The sequence below is a fragment of the Wolbachia endosymbiont (group A) of Colletes cunicularius genome, assembly GCF_964264715.1.
Taxonomy (GTDB): Bacteria; Pseudomonadota; Alphaproteobacteria; order Rickettsiales; family Anaplasmataceae; genus Wolbachia.
In genome coordinates this window covers 762,475-776,322 of record NZ_OZ183471.1, presented here as the reverse complement: position 1 = coordinate 776,322, position 13,848 = coordinate 762,475, and the positions used below count along the sequence as shown (strand labels likewise).

General features: G+C 34.3%; 19 protein-coding genes, 1 other RNA gene and 2 pseudogenes. 14 read left to right on the top strand and 8 right to left on the bottom strand.

The window, feature by feature from the left end:
* Nucleotides 1–58: 58 nt before the first annotated feature.
* Nucleotides 59–421, top strand: a pseudogene (locus ACFELZ_RS04585) (transposase DNA-binding-containing protein); the annotation flags it as partial.
* Here ACFELZ_RS04585 and ACFELZ_RS04580 read toward each other — a convergent pair.
* Nucleotides 420–935: an IS630 family transposase gene (locus tag ACFELZ_RS04580; RefSeq protein WP_375316661.1), complete on the bottom strand. Its 516-nt coding sequence runs from the start codon at nt 933–935 to the stop codon at nt 420–422. The pseudogene ACFELZ_RS04585 and the gene ACFELZ_RS04580 overlap by 2 nt on opposite strands.
* 19 nt (nt 936–954) lie before the next feature.
* On the bottom strand, nt 955–1,269 hold the full coding sequence (locus ACFELZ_RS04575; protein ID WP_375316331.1) for an IS630 transposase-related protein: 315 nt from the start codon (nt 1,267–1,269) through the stop codon (nt 955–957).
* 80 nt (nt 1,270–1,349) lie between these two features.
* Here ACFELZ_RS04575 and ACFELZ_RS04570 point away from each other — a divergent pair, with 80 nt between their 5' ends.
* Together ACFELZ_RS04570 and ACFELZ_RS04565 are read left to right on the top strand one after the other, a co-directional pair.
* Nucleotides 1,350–1,547 carry a transposase gene (locus ACFELZ_RS04570; protein WP_375315805.1) on the top strand — a complete coding sequence of 66 codons (198 nt, stop codon included), beginning with the start codon at nt 1,350–1,352 and terminating at the stop codon, nt 1,545–1,547.
* 3 nt (nt 1,548–1,550) lie between these two features.
* Nucleotides 1,551–1,697 (top strand): hypothetical protein, encoded by a 147-nt coding sequence (locus ACFELZ_RS04565; RefSeq protein ID WP_375316614.1) that lies wholly within the window; start codon nt 1,551–1,553, stop codon nt 1,695–1,697.
* Here the strand turns inward: ACFELZ_RS04565 and ACFELZ_RS04560 are convergent.
* On the bottom strand, nt 1,694–2,554 hold the full coding sequence (locus ACFELZ_RS04560) for an IS982 family transposase (RefSeq protein ID WP_375315786.1): 861 nt from the start codon (nt 2,552–2,554) through the stop codon (nt 1,694–1,696). The genes ACFELZ_RS04565 and ACFELZ_RS04560 overlap by 4 nt on opposite strands.
* Nucleotides 2,555–2,631: 77 nt before the next feature.
* Here ACFELZ_RS04560 and ACFELZ_RS04555 point away from each other — a divergent pair, with 77 nt between their 5' ends.
* The 6 genes from ACFELZ_RS04555 (at nt 2,632) to ACFELZ_RS04525 (ending at nt 7,136) form a co-directional block, all read left to right on the top strand.
* Nucleotides 2,632–3,171 (top strand): ATP-binding protein, encoded by a 540-nt coding sequence (locus tag ACFELZ_RS04555; protein ID WP_375316660.1) that lies wholly within the window; start codon nt 2,632–2,634, stop codon nt 3,169–3,171.
* A gap of 84 nt (nt 3,172–3,255) precedes the next feature.
* A complete protein-coding gene (locus ACFELZ_RS04550) occupies nt 3,256–3,795 on the top strand; it encodes a hypothetical protein (RefSeq protein WP_375316613.1) in 540 nt (179 codons plus the stop codon).
* Between the two features lie 250 nt (nt 3,796–4,045).
* Nucleotides 4,046–5,242 carry a cell division protein FtsZ gene (ftsZ, locus tag ACFELZ_RS04545; RefSeq protein ID WP_375316612.1) on the top strand — a complete coding sequence of 399 codons (1,197 nt, stop codon included), beginning with the start codon at nt 4,046–4,048 and terminating at the stop codon, nt 5,240–5,242.
* Complete coding sequence (locus ACFELZ_RS04540; protein ID WP_375316611.1) at nt 5,242–5,640, top strand: EVE domain-containing protein; 399 nt, start codon at nt 5,242–5,244, stop codon at nt 5,638–5,640. The genes ftsZ and ACFELZ_RS04540 overlap by 1 nt, the downstream gene beginning before the upstream one ends.
* A 168-nt stretch (nt 5,641–5,808) precedes the next feature.
* Nucleotides 5,809–6,261, top strand: a complete 453-nt coding sequence (ybeY, locus tag ACFELZ_RS04530) for an rRNA maturation RNase YbeY (protein ID WP_375316609.1) — start codon at nt 5,809–5,811, stop codon at nt 6,259–6,261.
* 86 nt (nt 6,262–6,347) lie between these two features.
* Entirely contained in the window at nt 6,348–7,136 is a 789-nt protein-coding gene (locus ACFELZ_RS04525) for a succinate dehydrogenase iron-sulfur subunit (protein ID WP_375316608.1), read from the top strand.
* A 3-nt stretch (nt 7,137–7,139) separates the two neighbouring features.
* Here the strand turns inward: ACFELZ_RS04525 and ACFELZ_RS04520 are convergent, their stop codons facing one another.
* From ACFELZ_RS04520 to ACFELZ_RS04505, 4 genes are read right to left on the bottom strand one after another with little or no spacing between them, the layout of a single operon-like run.
* Nucleotides 7,140–8,276 carry a hypothetical protein gene (locus ACFELZ_RS04520; protein ID WP_375316607.1) on the bottom strand — a complete coding sequence of 379 codons (1,137 nt, stop codon included), beginning with the start codon at nt 8,274–8,276 and terminating at the stop codon, nt 7,140–7,142.
* Between the two features lie 42 nt (nt 8,277–8,318).
* Nucleotides 8,319–9,098, bottom strand: a complete 780-nt coding sequence (locus ACFELZ_RS04515) for a GNAT family N-acetyltransferase (protein ID WP_375316606.1) — start codon at nt 9,096–9,098, stop codon at nt 8,319–8,321.
* Nucleotides 9,088–9,570, bottom strand: a complete 483-nt coding sequence (locus ACFELZ_RS04510) for a phosphatidylglycerophosphatase A (RefSeq protein WP_375316605.1) — start codon at nt 9,568–9,570, stop codon at nt 9,088–9,090. Before ACFELZ_RS04510 ends, ACFELZ_RS04515 begins: the two co-directional genes overlap by 11 nt.
* 19 nt (nt 9,571–9,589) lie before the next feature.
* The gene (locus tag ACFELZ_RS04505; protein WP_375316604.1) at nt 9,590–10,573 is read right to left on the bottom strand and encodes an NAD(P)H-dependent glycerol-3-phosphate dehydrogenase; all 984 of its coding nucleotides are present in this window, start codon (nt 10,571–10,573) and stop codon (nt 9,590–9,592) included.
* A 332-nt stretch (nt 10,574–10,905) separates the two neighbouring features.
* Here ACFELZ_RS04505 and ACFELZ_RS04500 point away from each other — a divergent pair, with 332 nt between their 5' ends.
* On the top strand, nt 10,906–11,673 hold the full coding sequence (locus ACFELZ_RS04500; RefSeq protein WP_375316603.1) for a response regulator transcription factor: 768 nt from the start codon (nt 10,906–10,908) through the stop codon (nt 11,671–11,673).
* A 51-nt stretch (nt 11,674–11,724) separates the two neighbouring features.
* Here ACFELZ_RS04500 and rnpB read toward each other — a convergent pair.
* An RNA gene (gene rnpB, locus ACFELZ_RS04495) (RNase P RNA component class A) lies at nt 11,725–12,069 on the bottom strand.
* Between the two features lie 201 nt (nt 12,070–12,270).
* Here rnpB and ACFELZ_RS04490 point away from each other — a divergent pair.
* From ACFELZ_RS04490 to ACFELZ_RS04475, 4 genes and pseudogenes are all read left to right on the top strand, one after another.
* A complete protein-coding gene (locus ACFELZ_RS04490; RefSeq protein WP_375315805.1) occupies nt 12,271–12,468 on the top strand; it encodes a transposase in 198 nt (65 codons plus the stop codon).
* Between the two features lie 3 nt (nt 12,469–12,471).
* Entirely contained in the window at nt 12,472–12,636 is a 165-nt protein-coding gene (locus ACFELZ_RS04485) for a hypothetical protein (protein WP_375315781.1), read from the top strand.
* Nucleotides 12,579–13,037 carry a transposase gene (locus tag ACFELZ_RS04480; RefSeq protein ID WP_375316627.1) on the top strand — a complete coding sequence of 153 codons (459 nt, stop codon included), beginning with the start codon at nt 12,579–12,581 and terminating at the stop codon, nt 13,035–13,037. Before ACFELZ_RS04485 ends, ACFELZ_RS04480 begins: the two co-directional genes overlap by 58 nt.
* Nucleotides 13,038–13,052: 15 nt before the next feature.
* Nucleotides 13,053–13,724 (top strand): annotated as a pseudogene (locus ACFELZ_RS04475) (IS982 family transposase); the annotation flags it as partial.
* Between the last annotated feature and the right edge of the window lie 124 nt (nt 13,725–13,848).

Here is a 13,848-nt window from a genome sequence, read left to right as displayed (position 1 = left end):
AGGCCTTACTAATTCAACTTTCTATTATAAATAGATCTATGGTCTAAAAATGGAATATATGATGAAAAGAACTATAAATACCTCAACTGGCGAATGGGCAGAAAGTGAATTTGGAATTGTTAATTTTGGTGATATAAGATTAAGTAAAAGGCTTCTAAAAATAGTTAATAGTTTTGCTGAATCGCCTGAGTGTTCAATAAATCAAGCTTGTGAAGATTGGCATCAAAGTAAAGCAGCTTATAGATTTTTCCAAAAAGATGCCATTTCTGAAAGAAGGATATTAGACAGTCATATAATTAAAAATATTGAAAGAGCTAAAGAATACTCAACTATCTTAGCTATCCAGGACACGAGTTATATTTCATATAAAAATCATAAAAAGACCGAAGGATTAGGGATTATAGCAGCAAGATTAACATCTATAGCCAACCGAAGTAAGATTTCCCCGAGAGCTGAAAGACAAAATCAATAGCCGAATTAATATTGGGCCAAAAGCTTGGCAGCACTTTTCTTATGGCATGCTTAATGGCAAACCAGAACTTCTCAATCGGATTTAAATCCGGTGAGTATGGCGGCAAGAACAAAATTTTACACCCAACATTTTCTATCAAATTTTTCGTTCTTGCAGATTTATGAAAGCTTGCATTATCGAGAACAATAGTCTGTCCAGGTTTTAATATAGGAACAAGTATATTTTCTACATAAGCATCAAAAATCTCGCTGTTGCAGTAGCCCTCAATTACCCAGGAAGCTTTAACTTTTCCCTCATTTAGTGCTCCTATTATGCTTACCCTCTTTCTTTTAAACCCTGGTTTATCGGCAAATAACCTCTTGCCTTTTTGAGACCACCCATATTCATAAAATCTGTTGTCTTCTACTCCAGAGTCATCTATGAATATCAAGTTTTCTTTTTCTATTCCTTCTATTTTTTTTATGAACTCCTTGCGTTTCTCTTCATTCCTTTCCTGATAAAGAAAAGTTTTTTTTATATGTATAGTTTACTTTTTTAAGATAATTGTAGACTGTGTCTTTGCACATGTTGCCAAATTTTTCAATTATTTTTTCAACCGTAATATCTCGGTTTTCATCCAGAAATTTGACAAAGCCATCTAAGTATTTAATTTTATGACTATGTCCCTTTTGGTAGCCTGAAGACGGTTTTATACTTCCTGTTTCTTCTCTTCTTTTCCTCCACCAGTATATAGTTTTTCTATCAATTTTGAACATCTTGCTTACTTCTTCCATAGTCATTTTTTTCTCGTCAACCACTTTTAAAACTCGTTCCCTCAGAGCCTGTCTTCAAACTAAGTAGAAAGGAGTTAAGAAGTGTGTTATAAGATATATTTTAAATGTACCCAAGCGATATAAGTGACAAAGAATGGAAGATAATAGAGCTATATTTTGAACCTAAAAAGACCGGTAGACCAAGAAAACATAGTATTAGAACAATTATTAACGCAATCCGCTATATGATGAGAACAGGATGTCAATGGAGACAACTGCCTAAAGATTTTCCACCATGGAAAACAGTGTATAGTTGTAATTAGCGATTGAAAAAAAGTGGAATATGGCAAGAGATTCATGATTTTCTAGTTAAAAAAGTAAGAGAGATAATTGGTAAGAATGAAACTCCATCAGTGGGAATAATAGATAGCCAATCAGTAAAAACTACTCAAAAAACGCGAATTCTGGATTAAGGAAGGAAGAAAGTATAGGAAATAGAAGGCTTTGTGGATTTGATGGAATAGGAAATGAGAGTAGAAAAGATATGAACCAAAAAATTAACAGGGGATCTATGGCGAGTGTGTTCAATTTCTAGTCTATTTTTTAGGTAACCAAAAACAGTCTCAATGATAGACCTTTTTCTCAGTAAAATCTTCTCATTTAGCGAAATCAATGTATTTTTCATACCTTTTTTCACCTTGGTAACAAGTTTCAAACCTCGGTCAAACAGCTTCTGAAAAAGCTCTTTTGCAATATAACCTTTGTCACCAAACAAAAGACCGATTAATTTTTCCGTCAGATTTGGCACAGGTATCCTATCATCAACATTGCCTTTTGTTAGCGTAAGTGCATGAATTTCAACATTTTCATTGATTACCATATGTAATTTGAAACCAAAAAACCAGCCGTAAGTGCTCTTGCTTAATTTTGCAATTCCAGCAAAAACTTTGTTTTTGGATATTCTTTTTGCATGACAAACTGCAATGGGAGTTGTGTCTATATATGAAATTCCAGTGTTTTCTGACTGTCCACAAAGCCAATGCAACAACATTGCTAAATGCCACAAAACCCTAGGCTTTAGAGCAACAAACCTGGTATATGAAGGTAACTTTGGAAACTCTGATTTGTAGAGCAACGTTAGGTAATGTAGATAGAAAGTTTTACACGGAGATTGTTGATATAGCAGGATTATTGTCATGATTTCGGAGTGCTCAATTTCCGTTGTTCTTGTGGGGTTTTTACCATTTGGCAGTAGTTTATCTGCAAAATTTTTCTCTATATCTCTGCAAAAATCATCGACCAAACAAAACAGTTTTGTTATATCTTCCATGGGTAACCTCATCTATTTTTTTATCACTGCTGAGTTTACCCTGTTTTCTTGCCTTTTCTATTCTCCTTTAATCCAGAATTCACGTTGCAAGGGCAAATGCTCACATAACCTACCCTGCCAATTTTCAACTTATAGCTGCAATGAATCCCTGCAGGTGCGGTTATTTAGGTGATGCAAGTAGATCGTGCAACAAAGCTCCAAAGTGTGGCACAGATTACAAAAACAAAATATCAGGACCATTGCTTGATAGAATAGACATATGCATTGAAATGCCAAACGTTAGCATACTCTCTCCTGAAATCTCTGTGGAGGGAGAAAGTACTAAAATCATAAGAGAAAGAATGATAGCAGCAAGAAAAGTTCAAACTGAGCGTTATAGTAAATTGAATGTTCGTTGTAACGCAGAAGTAAGCGGTGAAGCATTTAATAAATTTACTGAACCAGATCAGGCAGGGTTAGAATTGCTAAAATACGTACTGAAAGAAAATTACATTTCCAATCGAGGCTACACACGCGTATTAAAAGTTGCAAGAACCATTGCAGATCTTGCAAAAACTGAAAAAGTAAAAAGAGCACACATTGCTGAAGCACTGAATTACAGAATAAGGGTATATTAAAAAATTAGTTTACTTGACAGATAATTTATTTCACTATATACTGCCCTTAATGAGATTTTAGCATTCTATTTAAGGAGTAGAGTTATGGCATTAACAAATTATAAGTATAAAAAAGAGGATGGCATTTTTCATGCTATTTCAGAAGGATATAAACAAGCTGATGATTGTTGGGGAATTCCAGGTGCTGCTGGTGGGTTTGGTGAGTATGCAAAGAATAACAAATTAAAAACAACTGTTGTTGGTGGTGGTACGTTTTTAGCAGTAGCGCTTACAGCTACTTATTTTTTGAGCCCAGCTTATGCGGCTTTCGTTGGTACAGTTGGAACAAAAGCTGCAACACTCGTTAGTCCTGCTATTACTGCAGTATCTGCATTTTTAGTTGCTCATCCACTAGTTGCTAGTTTGATAGTTGTTGCTGCGGTGGCGGCTTTAATAGCTGCACCTGTATATGCATATAAGAATAGTAGTAAGGCAAATCAAATTGATGTAGTGAAAGAAGTATTAAATGGGTGTGAAGGAGATCAAGGTGGTAATAAGATTAAAGTAAAGGATGGTTGTGCACCAACGCCCTTGACTGGAGTTGGAATAGCAACTGGAGTAGTTCCAGCATCAGGAAAAGCATAATAAAGCAGTTTCAACAAAGAAAAGGGATAGATTTCTATCCCTTTACGTAAATATTTTCTATTTTTTGCATTGGTTAAGTAATGTCATTTAAGAATCTAGTTATTATAATTAACGGCACTTATTAGTATAAGTGTTAAGAATAAGTAAATCCCGTTTACTGTTTACGCCTATAGAAGTGAAAAGTATTTGCATATTATTAAAAAAGCGGTAACTTACTATCAAGTGAATTCGCTAAATTTGAGTAATTTAAATGTCTATTGATCTTAGTCTGCCGGAGTTACCTATATTACACCCAAGGATTACCGTTGTGGGAGTGGGTGGTGCTGGTGGGAATGCTGTGAATAACATGATCCAATCTAATTTGCAAGGAGTGAATTTTGTTGTCGCAAATACCGACGCTCAAGCACTAGAAAAGTCGTTGTGTGATAAAAAAATTCAGCTTGGCATTAATTTAACTAAGGGTCTTGGTGCTGGTGCTTTGCCTGATGTTGGCAAAGGTGCAGCAGAAGAATCAATCGATGAAATTATGGAGCATATAAAAGATAGTCATATGCTTTTCATCACAGCAGGAATGGGCGGTGGTACTGGAACCGGTGCAGCACCGGTAATTGCAAAAGCAGCCAGAGAAGCAAGAGCTGCAGTTAAGGATAGAGCGCCAAAAGAAAAAAAGATATTGACTGTTGGAGTTGTAACTAAACCGTTCGGTTTTGAAGGTGTGCGCCGCATGCGCATTGCAGAGCTTGGACTTGAAGAACTGCAAAAATACGTGGATACACTTATTGTCATTCCAAATCAGAATTTATTTAGAATTGCAAATGAAAAAACTACATTTTCTGATGCATTTAAACTTGCTGATAATGTTTTGCATATTGGCATTAGAGGAGTAACTGACTTGATGGTCATGCCAGGGCTTATTAATCTTGACTTCGCTGATATAGAAACAATAATGAGCGAGATGGGCAAAGCGATGATCGGCACCGGAGAGGCAGAGGGAGAAGATAGAGCAATTAGTGCTGCGGAAGCTGCAATATCCAATCCATTGCTTGACAATGTATCAATGAAAGGTGCGCAAGGAATATTAATTAACATTACTGGTGGCGGAGATATGACTCTGTTTGAAGTTGATGCTGCAGCCAATAGAGTGCGTGAAGAAGTAGATGAAAATGCAAATATAATATTTGGTGCTACTTTTGATCAAGCGATGGAGGGAAGAGTTAGAGTTTCTGTTCTTGCAACTGGCATTGATGGTCGCAATAATAAATCAGAAACTTCACCTATAAGTCAGAGCGAAGACTCAGAGAAAGAGAAATTTAAGTGGCCCTATAGTCACAGTGAAAGTACGCAAGACAAAACACTGGAAACAAAACCAACTGAACAGGTCAGCGAAGGAGCTAAATGGGGCAGCAATGTTTATGATATACCGGCTTATTTAAGAAGAAAAAAATAATGCAACTTTGGCTACTCAAGTCAGAGCCAAGTGAATATTCATGGCAAAAAATGGAAAAGGAGCAGGTAGTTGAGTGGGATGGCGTGTGCAATTATCAAGCTCAAGATTACATGAAAATTATGAAAGTAAGCGATCTTGCGTTTTTTTATCATACAGGTAAAGAGAAAGCAATACTTGGAATCGTTGAAGTATTTAAAGAGTATTATCATGTTAATGATCCCAAGTTCGGATTAGTGAATGTAAAGTTTTTGAAACCTTTAAATAACCAAGTAACGTTAAATAATATAAAACAAAACCCACTTTTGAAAAATATGGCTATATTAAAACAACCACGTTTATCAATTGCCCCAGTTTCGGAAATTGAATGGAATGAAATAATAAGCATGAGTGATGTGTAATACCCTGTCATCCCAGTGCTTGACACTGGAATCTATAGTTCTCCTTTTCTGGTCACGCACACAACTGTACAAATGTTGCGATTTGAAAGTAGTCTCTGCTAGGAAGGATAATAAAAACTGGATTCCAGTGTCAGCTACTTGCATGACACCCTTACTGGTGCGTTACTCATGTTAGAAGTAAATGTTCTTGATGAGAGATGGTGCAGCATTACAGATGATCCAGAGGGTTTTGTATTAAATATTATAAATACTTCTCTAAAAGAATTAAAAATATACCACTATAAACCAAATATATCAATAGCTCTGGCTGATGATGACTTGCTACATCAACTTAATTTAAAATTTAGAGAAATGGATAAGCCAACTAACGTACTATCATTTCCGTGTGAACAATTGTCTAATGAGTGCGATTTAGGAGACATAGCAATTTCAATAGACACAATAAAAAGAGAATCGCATGAGTATTGTATACCCATTCTTGCTCACATTGTACACATGTTAGTGCATGGATTACTGCATTTACTTGGTTATGATCACCAAAAAAAAGATGAAGAAATTATAATGCAAAATCTAGAAAGAGAGATTTTAGCTTCGCTTGGCTACAATATGTGCGCGATTTAAAAGGAATTTAATAAAAATATAGTAGATGATAATAAAATATGTTATCTACAAAGGGTTTTAGCTATAAACAATAAAAGGTAAGTGATATGGTTCAGTTTTCTTTGCCAAAGAATTCTAAAATTAATCAAAAGGGCAAAATTTATCCTATTCCTGCTAGAGCAAAAAACATCAGAAGATTTCAAATTTACCGTTGGTCTGCTGATGACGAGAAAAACCCTAGAATAGACACATTTTTTATTGATATGGATAGTTGTGGCCCTATGGTACTTGATGCATTAATAAAAATAAAGGATGAAATAGATTCGACTTTAACTTTCAGACGTTCTTGTAGAGAAGGCATATGTGGATCTTGTGCCATGAATATTGACGGAACCAATACTCTTGCATGTACTAGATCTATACACGATATAAAAGGTGATGTAAAAATATATCCATTACCTCACATGTATGTGATAAAGGATCTAGTCTCGGACTTGAGCCAATTTTATGAGCAATACAAATCAATTAAACCTTGGTTACAAGCAGATAAGCCTACCCTACCAAATAAAGAATACTCTCAATCTCCTGAAGATAGAAAAAAATTAGATGGCTTGTCCGACTGTATATTATGTGCTTGCTGTTCGACTGGTTGCCCAAGCTACTGGTGGAATAGTGATAAATTTTTAGGACCAGCAATACTATTACAAACCTACAGATGGATTGCTGACAGCCGTGATAATAAGACAGGTGAAAGACTTGATGTTTTAAACGACCCATTCAAGTTGTATCGTTGTCATACAATAATGAATTGCACAAAAACTTGTCCTAAAGGACTTAATCCAGCAAGAGCAATAGCGAAAGTAAAACAGCTCATGATAGAGAAAGAAGGAGTTTAAGTATCATCTTTTGCATTCTTCGTAAGAGAACAGCAAACCTTCCGAAGCGTAGGGTATTGTTAATACCCTGAATGCTTTTCCATTCGTGAAATGCATCGTATCATCATACGATGCAAATAATTTCTTGAATAACTCATGTCTTTGGTTACTAATAGTTTGAAAATCCTCTTTTTCTAAAAGCTTTTTAGATTCGAAGAGGTAAAGCATAACTTCATGATAAGTTGGGTAAGATGCCAAAAATTTTGGGTCAAATTGAAAGGTTTTTAAGAAAGCATTATTATAAAATTTTAGCTTTTGATTCTTACTATATATTACTATAGCAACCGGCAACCTCTCAAGCAAATTTTTCTGTGTAGCTAAATAACTGTTTAATTCAGTATATAATTTCTCTGCATCACTAACATCTTTCCCATACATTACTATGCTACCAGAACCTTGTATTGGAATTTTAACAAAATCGAAAACCTTAGGTTCGTTCTTGTAAGTTACGACATGCCTTCCTGGTTTTGTGCTATGAGCGCTACTGGTAATAGCAAATTTCTTAGAGCCATCTACATATTTATCATAAAACAAATTATAAAACTCTACCTTTCTATTCTTGTTATATTTTAGTATTGGAAATGGTAAAGAGTTGAAAACATTTTTATAGCTCTCCACTTCTTGTGTAAGCTTACTATTTTCTAGCTCAAGTCCGTGAGCTTTTATTTTACAGTCTGAGACATTCCTTATCCATAATAGCACACCTATCACATTGTTAGAATCATCTATTATGCTTCTACCGTAACATATGCAATAAACCTCACTGTCTTTTGACTTTAAATCTAGAGTAAAAGATTTATTTATTTCCTTTGCCTCAGCAAAATTTTCAATTAAGCCTTCTGATTGCTCAAAAAAATTCACAAACTCATTAAACGAGTAAAAAACAGTATTAAGCAAAATTAGTAAGTTAGGAGAGAACTTTTCTATACGTTTTTTTGCATCCCAAATATAAAACCCATCATTCACAGTATCAATTAAATTATTTATGATAACATTTTGATGCTGTAAGTTCTTAATCTCATTACTAATTTTTAATTTAGAATAAGAAAGAAAGAATAATACTAGAATTAATATTAAAACTACTTCATACAAAAAAAACATAGCACTTCTAAAACAGATGTAAAAATTTGTAACCGCTCAGAATTATGCTGAAGAGTTATATAAGTAAAGATTGCCTAACATCTGAAAGCCCAATCTCTTATAAAGGTTTACAGAAGGTTTCATACAATGTGCTACTATATATTTGCATTCAAGCTGCTTAGCTATCTTTATTCTTTCTAAAACCATTTGGGTACCTATTCCACGATTCCTGTAAATTGGTAAAACTCCATCACTATAAAAACCAGCTACGCTGTCTTGAACATAAAGACCGCATGTCCCAATAATTTCACTATTTAGTGTTACAAGAAAAAATCTTAATCTTGAGTTTTTATCATCATAATTTGATAATCCGCGAAAAAATGTGCTGACAATTCCAACGCCATGATAAAAAATTTTAGAAGTGTGTAAATCTAACTGTTCTAAGAGATCGCTACCATTTACAGGATTTAACCTCAAATTTGAAATAACATCAGTAGGTAAAAAGTAATTTTTCATATTAAGTAAAGCTTTTTTTGGTGTGCTAACGTGTTTTACTTCACACTTTTCTAAAATATCTCTTATTTTCATATGTGAATTTATTACCCATGTTGCTTCTATATCTCTTGTTCTGAGATAATCTAGAGTTTTTTGTATAGAAAGCTCGGTACATTGATCTCCACAGAACACAAAATTAAATAATGACTCCCTGGTACCGTTTATCGTAAATGTGACGTTATCAAATTTATCGTGTACTTCCCACTCAGATAAATTCGCTGTGTACAGTATATAATCCTTTAGATTTTGAACAATTAAGCTTGAATAATAGATTTTTTTATCCTGCATACACCAATAATAAACAATAAAAGGCTCCTATAAGAACACAGGCTAAAACTGCAGCTATAATATCATCTAGCATAACACCTAGAGGACCTTTGGTATTTCTATCGATCAAATTTATAGGCCACGTTTTTATTATATCAAAAAACCTAAAAGAAAAAAAGCACAACAACAATGAAGAGCAATTCATCTCTTGGCTTAACAATACCGAAACTAAAAGTATTGTCAGCAATTGACCAACTACTTCGTCAATTACTACCTCTTTTGGATCACATGAAGTCTTGTAATGTTTTATATAATTGCCTATAGACCATAATCCAATCAAGAATAATAAAAAAATAATTGCTGCACCTAAAATTCTGTTACTCAGTATTACAGGAACAATTGGATAAGAAGCTAAGCTGCCTACAGTACCTGGCATTTTTTTTACTGTGCCAGACAGCCACCATGTTGATATCAATTTATATAAAAATTTCACAATACACCAAAGTACAAAACTAATTTACAAGAACAGAAATAGCGTCCTCTATAGAGGCGCTTTCATACAATAATTTATAGACCGCTTCACATATAGGCATTTTAACTCCTAACTTTTGTGTTAAATCAAAAGTAGACTTAACAGTACTGACACCTTCGATTAGCAACTTGCCTTCAATTGGGACTCGTCGAATATCATACTCCTCATGGCTATTACCTAAATTGAATCCAAAAGATAGATTTCTTGAATTTAAGGATGTGCATGTCATAATTAAGTCACCCAAACATGCTGGCCCAAGTAGTGTATTTATATCCACATTACCGTTACCAACTTTTGCTGAGTATAAAGCCTTAATTTCGCTCACACTTTTCGTAATCAATGCTGCATGAGCATTAAACCCAAGTTTACTACCTAGAACAATCCCACACGCTATAGCAAAAACGTTCTTTAACGCTGCACAAATCTGTATCCCTATAACATCGCTACTAAGGTGTAATTTAACATTTTCTTGCTGTAGTTCTGATATTAGCTTTGAACCCAATATGTTATTTCGACATGCAAGAACCATTGAATAGGGTAATTTTCTTGCAACTTCTACAGCAAAACTAGGGCCTGAAAAAATAGCAATAGGATTGTTAGGTAAAACTTCATTTACTATTTCACTAGGTAATTTTAATGTAGACTTTTCTATTCCCTTACAAGCTAAAATTATTGCTACATCTTTTTTCAGATTACAATTATGCAATTGCTGACATACTTCTCTTAGAGACTGAGTGGGAACAGCGAGGATTGTTACTGAAGCATTAACTGCGTCTTCAATAGCTAATTTTACTGACACATTATCAGAAATTCGACAACCGGGTAGCTTGTCACTTTCTCTTTTCTCGTTGATTGATTCAAATGTAGTTTCATTGCGAGTCCACAAAATCACATCTTTCTTACTACTTAATGAAATTGCGATTGCTGTACCCCATGCACCAGCACCTAAAATTGATATTGCCACACAATATTCCTGAAAGTATTACTTATACTTTAAAATAGTAGAATAAGTAAATTAAAAATATAACACAGACGTATAAAATAGTTAAATATTTATTAACCTAAGTATTCTTTTAATAATAATAACTTTAATTCAATATTTACTAAAAATATCATTATTATTACAGTATATGATGTATCTATTATATTTTAGATCTTATTTATATAATTTTGGAACAATGTATTACTATTAATTAATAAGTGTAATTTTGATCATTTGTTAATAAAAATTTGATTTGTTACTTTCCTTAGTTATATATATTACTAAAATTATAAATTATTTATGGGGTGTAAAATATGCGTATATTATTAATTGAAGATGATCAAGTAAGTGCAAAGACTGTGGTTAATGCCTTAACTTCTGATGGGCATTTTTGTGACGTTGTCACTTCTGCACAAGATTATAACAATAATATGGTTTCCTCAAATGGAGATTACTATGACCTAGTTATTCTAGATATACACTTGCCTGGTGACATTGATGGATATGATATATTGTTAAGATTAAGAAGTGCAAAAATCAAAGTTCCTGTCTTAATACTTTCATGTATATCTGCTGTCAATCACAAAGCTAAAGGGCTCGGGTATGGTGCCGATGATTACTTAACCAAGCCATTTCATAAAAGCGAGTTATTAGCTCGAATTAAGGCCATAGTGCGTCGTACTAAAGGCCATCCTGAATCAGTGATCAAGATTGGTAATATAAATATCAATTTTGATCACAGGGTTGTTGAGGTGAAAGGTAAAACGGTTCACCTTACTAATAAAGAGTATTCTATGATAGAATTGCTAGCGCTGCGTAAAGGAACAGTATTAACAAAAGAAATGTTCTTAAACCATCTTTACAATGGCTTAGATGAACCTTCAGATAACAAGATAGTTGATGTTTTTATGTGTAAACTACGTAAGAAACTTGAAAGTGCAAATGATGGAAAAAGCCACATAGAAACCGTTTGGGGCAGAGGGTATGTTCTGAAAGAGTATGTTGATGATGAAGAATATTCTAATGTTAAAGGCGAAAGTAGTGATGGCTATCAAGCAGAACAAGTGAAGGACAATGCATGAAATGCCTACACATTTAGATATAGCATGGCTTATATCGCACGATCATGTGAACGCCTAGGTGAAATATAAGCCGAGTTCTGTTTATGTAGCTATTTATCTGGAGTAAATGTTACCATTTACCGCATGCGATTTACCCGAGTAGATATGAGGAAAACATAAAATCTACTTCTATTTAATCTTGCTCCTAGTGTTGGTTACTCGACTACCAATGTTACCATTGCCATGGTGTGCTCTTACCACACCTTTTCACCCTTACCTAAAATATTAGGCGGTAATTTTCTGTAGCCCTATAACTGGAGTTACCTCCGGCGGGCGTTACCCGTCACTATTTTCCCTTGGAGCCCGGACTTTCCTTTGCTATGTTTATTACACAACAGCAGCTACTTATTCCACCCAGGAGTTATACTTTAACATGAAAATCACAAAAGCAAAAGACAATTTCCTAACAGTCTACATATTAAAAACATTCAGACAAATAGCTAAAGGTGATATTCCGGCACATCATCGCTATCCCAAGATAAGCTTCTTTCACTCTAAGAGCCTGTCTTCAAACTAAGTAGAAAGGAGTTAAGAAGTGTGTTATAAGATATATTTTAAATGTACCCAAGCGATATAAGTGACAAAGAATGGAAGATAATAGAGCTATATTTTGAACCTAAAAAGACCGGTAGACCAAGAAAACATAGTATTAGAACAATTATTAACGCAATCCGCTATATGATGAGAACAGGATGTCAATGGAGACAACTGCCTAAAGATTTTCCACCATGGAAAACAGTGTATAGTTGTAATTAGCGATTGAAAAAAAGTGGAATATGGCAAGAGATTCATGATTTTCTAGTTAAAAAAGTAAGAGAGATAATTGGTAAGAATGAAACTCCATCAGTGGGAATAATAGATAGCCAATCAGTAAAAACTACTCAAAAAGGGGATCCAGAGGATATGATGCTGGCAAGAAAGTAAAGGGTAGAAAGCGCCACATCGTTGTAGATACTGTAGGTCTTGTAATTGCTGCTGAAGTACAAAGTGCAAGCATTCAGGATCTTGATGGTGCACTAAATCTTTTTGTTCAAGCCAAATGCAAAGCTCCAACATTACATAAGTTTTTTGCTGATCAAGGATACACAGGTAAATTGCAAAACCTCTGCTTATTGGAAACTGGATGTTTATTGACGATTACCAAGAAAATAGTTGATACAGGATTTCAGGTTATTCCCAAACGTTGGATTGTTGAGAGAACCTTTGCTTGGCTCTCCAATTTTAGACGTATGAGTAAGGATTATGAGCATTCTCCTCTCACTTCAAAAAACAACATCTTCTTTAATATGATCACTATTATGCTTCACAAATTAGCTCATTCTTGAGTTTGAAGACAGGCTCTAACGTTGCTCTACAAATCAGAGTTTCCAAAGTTACCTTCATATACCAGGTTTGTTGCTCTAAAGCCTAGGGTTTTGTGGCATTTAGCAATGTTGTTGCATTGGCTTTGTGGACAGTCAGAAAACACTGGAATTTCATATATAGACACAACTCCCATTGCAGTTTGTCATGCAAAAAGAATATCCAAAAACAAAGTTTTTGCTGGAATTGCAAAATTAAGCAAGAGCACTTACGGCTGGTTTTTTGGTTTCAAATTACATATGGTAATCAATGAAAATGTTGAAATTCATGCACTTACGCTAACAAAAGGCAATGTTGATGATAGGATACCTGTGCCAAATCTGACGGAAAAATTAATCGGCCTTTTGTTTGGTGACAAAGGTTATATTGCAAAAGAGCTTTTTCAGAAGCTGTTTGACCGAGGTTTGAAACTTGTTACCAAGGTGAAAAAAGGTATGAAAAATACATTGATTTCGTTAAATGAGAAGATTTTACTGAGAAAAAGGTCTATCATTGAGACTGTTTTTGGTTACCTAAAAAATAGACTAGAAATTGAACACACTCGCCATAGATCCCCTGTTAATTTTTTGGTTCATATCTTTTCTACTCTCATTTCCTACTCCATCAAATCCACAAAGCCTTCTATTTCCTATACTTTCTTCCTTCCTTAATCCAGAATCGCGTTTTGAGGAAACCTTATTTCGGTTAGCTATAAAGCTGGTGTATCTATCGATTTAATAGCTGAATCTACTGGCCTTCCTAAAGCTGAAATAGAGCAACTTCAGGAAGAATTAG

Coding starts and splice junctions, on each gene's coding strand:
- ACFELZ_RS04570 (WP_375315805.1), top strand. CDS start 1,350: ATGTACCCAAGCGATATAAGTGACAAAGAATGGAAGATAATAGAGCTA.
- ACFELZ_RS04560 (WP_375315786.1), bottom strand. CDS start 2,554: ATGGAAGATATAACAAAACTGTTTTGTTTGGTCGATGATTTTTGCAGA.
- ACFELZ_RS04550 (WP_375316613.1), top strand. CDS start 3,256: ATGGCATTAACAAATTATAAGTATAAAAAAGAGGATGGCATTTTTCAT.
- ftsZ (WP_375316612.1), top strand. CDS start 4,046: ATGTCTATTGATCTTAGTCTGCCGGAGTTACCTATATTACACCCAAGG.
- ACFELZ_RS04540 (WP_375316611.1), top strand. CDS start 5,242: ATGCAACTTTGGCTACTCAAGTCAGAGCCAAGTGAATATTCATGGCAA.
- ybeY (WP_375316609.1), top strand. CDS start 5,809: ATGTTAGAAGTAAATGTTCTTGATGAGAGATGGTGCAGCATTACAGAT.
- ACFELZ_RS04525 (WP_375316608.1), top strand. CDS start 6,348: ATGGTTCAGTTTTCTTTGCCAAAGAATTCTAAAATTAATCAAAAGGGC.
- ACFELZ_RS04520 (WP_375316607.1), bottom strand. CDS start 8,276: ATGTTTTTTTTGTATGAAGTAGTTTTAATATTAATTCTAGTATTATTC.
- ACFELZ_RS04515 (WP_375316606.1), bottom strand. CDS start 9,098: ATGCAGGATAAAAAAATCTATTATTCAAGCTTAATTGTTCAAAATCTA.
- ACFELZ_RS04500 (WP_375316603.1), top strand. CDS start 10,906: ATGCGTATATTATTAATTGAAGATGATCAAGTAAGTGCAAAGACTGTG.
- ACFELZ_RS04490 (WP_375315805.1), top strand. CDS start 12,271: ATGTACCCAAGCGATATAAGTGACAAAGAATGGAAGATAATAGAGCTA.